6 protein-coding genes are annotated in these 4,323 nt (G+C 64.2%); 3 read left to right on the forward strand and 3 right to left on the reverse strand.

Features of this window, described 5'->3' with window-relative positions:
* The 3 genes from ACE3UY_RS22225 to ACE3UY_RS22235 form a co-directional block, all read left to right on the forward strand.
* On the forward strand, window positions 1-1,197 hold a 1,197-nt coding region (locus ACE3UY_RS22225; RefSeq protein ID WP_374689658.1), incomplete at its 5' end, for a GAF domain-containing protein.
* Window positions 1,198-1,308: 111 nt separating this feature from the next.
* Window positions 1,309-1,557: a hypothetical protein gene (locus ACE3UY_RS22230; RefSeq protein WP_374689659.1), complete on the forward strand. Its 249-nt coding sequence runs from the start codon at window positions 1,309-1,311 to the stop codon at window positions 1,555-1,557.
* Window positions 1,554-1,997: a type II toxin-antitoxin system VapC family toxin gene (locus ACE3UY_RS22235; RefSeq protein WP_374689660.1), complete on the forward strand. Its 444-nt coding sequence runs from the start codon at window positions 1,554-1,556 to the stop codon at window positions 1,995-1,997. The genes ACE3UY_RS22230 and ACE3UY_RS22235 overlap by 4 nt, the downstream gene beginning before the upstream one ends.
* Before the next feature lie 240 nt (window positions 1,998-2,237).
* On the opposite strand, the gene ACE3UY_RS22240 is transcribed toward ACE3UY_RS22235, so the two are convergent.
* The 3 genes from ACE3UY_RS22240 to ACE3UY_RS22250 form a co-directional block, all read right to left on the reverse strand.
* Window positions 2,238-3,128, reverse strand: coding sequence for a metallophosphoesterase (locus ACE3UY_RS22240; RefSeq protein ID WP_374689661.1), 891 nt, complete (start codon window positions 3,126-3,128; stop codon window positions 2,238-2,240).
* A 98-nt stretch (window positions 3,129-3,226) separates the two neighbouring features.
* Window positions 3,227-4,078, reverse strand: coding sequence for a glucosaminidase domain-containing protein (locus ACE3UY_RS22245; protein ID WP_374689662.1), 852 nt, complete (start codon window positions 4,076-4,078; stop codon window positions 3,227-3,229).
* Window positions 4,079-4,125: 47 nt separating this feature from the next.
* On the reverse strand, window positions 4,126-4,323 hold a 198-nt coding region (locus tag ACE3UY_RS22250), incomplete at its 5' end, for a hypothetical protein (RefSeq protein ID WP_374689663.1).

A 4,323-nucleotide genomic window follows, 5' to 3' on the forward strand; every position in this document is an offset into this window, starting at 1 on the left:
GCCTTCGCCGCCCAGGCGTCCGTTGCCATCGAGAACGCCCGCCTCTTCACCGCCGAGCAGGAGCGCGTTAACCAGTTGCGCGTCATCAATCAGGTCAGCCAGACCATCGCCGGCATCCTGGACGTGGACGGACTGCTGCGCCAGACGGCGGCGCTCATCCACAAGCGCTTTGGCTACGACCACGTCGGCGTCGGCCTGGTGGAGGAGGAGTGCGTCGTCTATCGCGCCGGGGCGGGGCAACTGACCTCGCCGGAGGGAGACATCCTCTTCAGCCCCAACGCGCTGCGCGTGGGCATGGATGGGCTGACCGGCCGGGTGGCGGCCACCGGCCTGCCCATCGTCGTGCCCGACGTGAGCCTCGAGCCGCGCTACGTGCCGATGGAGGGCCTGCGGACGCGCTCCGAGCTGGTCTTGCCCATCAAGAGCAAGGAGGTCGTCATCGGCGTGCTCGACATTCAGAGCGAGCGGGCCAACGAGTTCGACCAGAGCGACGTGGACTTGCTGCAAGCGCTGGCGAATCAACTGGCGGTCGCCATCGAGAACGCCCGGCTCTATGAAGGGGCGGGGCGGCTGGCGGCGCTGGAAGAGCGGCAAAAGCTGGCCCGCGAATTGCATGACTCCGTCTCACAGGCGCTCTACGGCATCGCCCTGGGCACGCGCACGGCGCGCATGGTGCTCGACCGCTCGCCGGCCGACGAGGCCACGCGCGGCAAGCTGGGCGAGGCGCTGGACTACGTGCTGACGCAGACCGACGCCGGCATGGCCGAGATGCGGGCGCTCATCTTTGAACTACGGCCAGAGTCGTTGCAGTCGGAGGGGTTGGTGGCGGCGCTGCGCAAGCAGACGGCGGCGCTCCAGGCGCGACACCAGATCCCGGTAGCCGTCGAGTTTGGGCCGGAACCGGAGTTGACGCTGCCGCAGAAGGAGATGTTCTACCGGGTGGCGCAGGAGGCCATGCACAACATCGTCAAGCACGCCCAGGCCACGTCGGCCGAGGTGCGGCTCCTCAATGACAACGGCAAGGTCATCCTGGAAGTGTGCGACAACGGCCAGGGGTTTGACATGAACCAGGAGTTCCCCGGCCACCTGGGCCTGAAGTCCATGCGCGAGCGGGTGGAGCGGGCCGGCGGCATGCTCACCATCGCCAGCGCGCCGACGGAGGGGACGAGGGTGGTGGTGAAGGTGATCGGATCCTAGCAACTGTACTACCGGTTTCCTAAACCTGTGGCGGGGAAACATAGGTTCAGAGTGCCCCCTAGCATATAATAGTGAAATGATGTGATGTACAGTCTATAGTGGAGGAACCTTATGGATCATCCCGTGCTTGGCGACGTACTTGAGCAGGCTGAACGACTGGCAATTGATGAGCAGCTTATGCTCATCGAGTATTTGGCGCGTCGTATACAGCGACGCCGCCAGCATCCTGTCCTGGAGTGGCGCGATTTGAGGGGGATGGCGTCTTCTCCGCTCTTCGGTGAAGACGCGCAAGAGTGGGTGTCGCGGACGCGGCGAGAGGGGGATGAAAGGCGCGAGGCGGTTTGGAGAAAAGACGAGTGACGCCCGACGAAGTGCTATTGGGTACACACAGGCTTTTTCTTGATACATCGCCAATCATTTACTTAGTCGAGGATCATGCAACGTATGCTGCGGCGATCCAGCGTGTGCTAGAACACGCTGCCGAGCTTGGTATTATGTTGGTTACTTCGCCAGTTACACTGGCGGAATGTTTACAAGGAGCCTTACAAGCCAGTGATTCGACTATACAAGAAGCATTCGTCTCTCTGATTGTTCACGGGCCTAACACGCACTTTCACGTTATTGACGCCACAACGGCCATTCGTGCCGCCGAATTGCGCGTTAAGCACGGACTTCGATTGCCTGACGCTTTACAGCTCGCCAGCGCACTGGCAACTGGGTGTGAGGCCCTGTTAACCAACGACATGCAATTCAATCGTGTAGACGACCTGAAGATTGTCATGGTATCCGAATTGGCTTGATCGTAAATCGACAGGTAGCAATGACACGGCTCAAGAGGCACAAACGGGGCAGCTTTCTGACCGTTGTTAGCGCATTACCGTCGCTAACTGATTATGGAAAACTATGGCCCGAGTTTGACCCAGACTACTCCTCGTAATCCCCAATCCACCGCAGCCGCCACACCACCACATTCCACTGCCGCGCTAAGTGCAGCACTGCCGGTGGCCCACTGACCGGCAGCCCGCCCGCGACCGTGCCCGTTACTCCGCCCGTATCCTTTCCCGTCTTACCACCCCCACGCCCCAACGCCCCACACCCGCGTTCTCCACGCGCAACTCGTCGATCAGTTCCCCCGCCGTGTTGAAGAACCGGTAGTGGATGCACATCGCCGTCGCGTCAATCCGCATCGCCCCAAAATCGTCGTTGTAGCGCACGACACTCTCCGGCTCCGGCTCGCCGATGGCGTAGAGGCCATAGCCGCCCGCGCCGTTGATGAAGTAGGGGATGCCGTCCGACTCCAGCCGCTCGTAGAAGTGGTCGTGGCCGGACAGGACAGCCGACGCGCCCCACTCGGCATAAGGCCATTGGAGGTGCAGCGCTGGCTCGCGGTTCAGGGACGAGGTGAACGGCGGCTGGTGCAGCACAACCAGCTTCCACGGCGCGGCCGACGCGGTTAGGGAGCGTCGCAGCCAGTCGCCCTGGGCGGAGTTGGCATGGACGCCGCCCGGCTCGCGGCCGTCGCTGTTGAGGATGAACAGCTGCACCGGCCAGCGCCAGACGGTGTAGTAGCGTTCGTTGCCGGGCAGGGTGAAGTAATCGAAGTAGGGCCGGCCGCCGTCCCAACTCAGGTCGTGGTTGCCCAGCGCGGGGTAGAAGCGGCGGCTGGTCGCACCGGGGCCGTAGCTGCCGCGGTAGGGATAGATGTAGTCGCTGTAGAACTGGCCGATGTTGGTATCGATGGTGTCGGGCGCGCCGTCGGGGTAGTTGTTGTCGCCGGTCGTCACGATAAAGTCGGGCGACCAGCTATCCACCAGCGCCGCCACCGCCCCCGCCCGCGCGTCCCCCCCGCCATAGTCGCCGATGACGGCGAATGTGATCCCCTCGCCGCAGCCGCCTGGCGCGGGGGGTGGGAGAAAGAAGGAGAAGCTCACGCAAAGATCGCCAAGAATGCCAAGAACGCAAAGAAAAGTTGATCTTCTTTGCGTTCTTGGCTTTCTTAGCGCCCTTTGCGTGAGCCTCTTCTCCACCATCACGGACACGGTGTGTTCTGGCGCAGCAAGTTCATGATGGCCGCCACGCCGTCGTCCCAATTGGTCGCGCCGGAGTAGATGGGTTCCATGCCGCGCAGCGTGGGCGTGGTGTAGAAGCGCCCACCGAGGGTCAGGTAGTCGGCCTTCACCAGCGTCGTCACAAAGTCGATAGACTCGGCCTGCGAATTGAAGGGCACGGCGCAGTCATAGGGGCAGGCGGGCGTAACGCCATAGCCGAACAGGTTGTTCTTGCGCGTGGCGACGGCGCTGGTTCCCCACGCCGAATCCCAGGCGGCGTGGGCGGCCACGTAGTAGGCGTTCAGGCCGCGGGCGCGGGCGGCGTCCACGAAGGCATCGCCCAGGCCGATGAGCGGGCTGCCGGGCACAGTGGCGGCGATGGCCGCGTCGAGTTGCGCGCCGCTGATGTCCACCGGGACGTTCAGATCGGTATCCACGGTGAAGGCCACGTCGGGGCAGCGGTAACTCGGCTCCTGGGCGGCGCGGGTCTCGGACGCCTCGATGCCGCGGGCCACGGCCGTGCGGGCCAGCGGGCCGCCCGTCGCCAGCGCCTCCGCGCCGATGGTGCCGCCGATGATGGCCCCCTCTGAGACCACGGTGCGGACGATGGGGCCGCCGGTGCGCACCGCCTCGGCGGCCAGCGTCTTGGCGACGGGGGCATTGGTCTGGGCCGCCTCGACCGCCGCCGTGCGCAAGACGACCGCCCCCTCGGCCGCAGCCGTGCCGGCGCTGGGCAAGACGCGCGTGGCGAACTCTTGCCGCGTCTCGCGCGAACAGGCGACAGCGAGCAGAATCAGCAGTAGCAGTGGGAAGAAGACACGTGGGCGGATCATACCTTCATTATAGCATAAGGAGCAGGGGAGCGGGCCGGGCAGACCTTTCAGGTCTTTCGTAGAGTAGCGTCTACCAGGTAGGTCTTGAGCAGCCGCTGCTGCAACGCCACGTCGCCGCGGCCGATGCCTTCGCCGGTGAGGAGGAGGACTGTGGAGGGTGAAGGCAGCGCGTCGTGGGTTGTCATGGGCGAAGTATAGAGATGGCGCGGACGACCGTCAATCGGGCGCGCTCGCCCGGATGCCCA

Origin of the sequence: Promineifilum sp. (SeqCode) (assembly GCF_041918635.1) — a bacterium.
GTDB lineage: Bacteria > Chloroflexota > Anaerolineae > Promineifilales > Promineifilaceae > Promineifilum.

Coding starts and splice junctions, on each gene's coding strand:
- ACE3UY_RS22230 (WP_374689659.1), top strand. CDS start 1,309: ATGGATCATCCCGTGCTTGGCGACGTACTTGAGCAGGCTGAACGACTG.
- ACE3UY_RS22245 (WP_374689662.1), bottom strand. CDS start 4,078: ATGATCCGCCCACGTGTCTTCTTCCCACTGCTACTGCTGATTCTGCTC.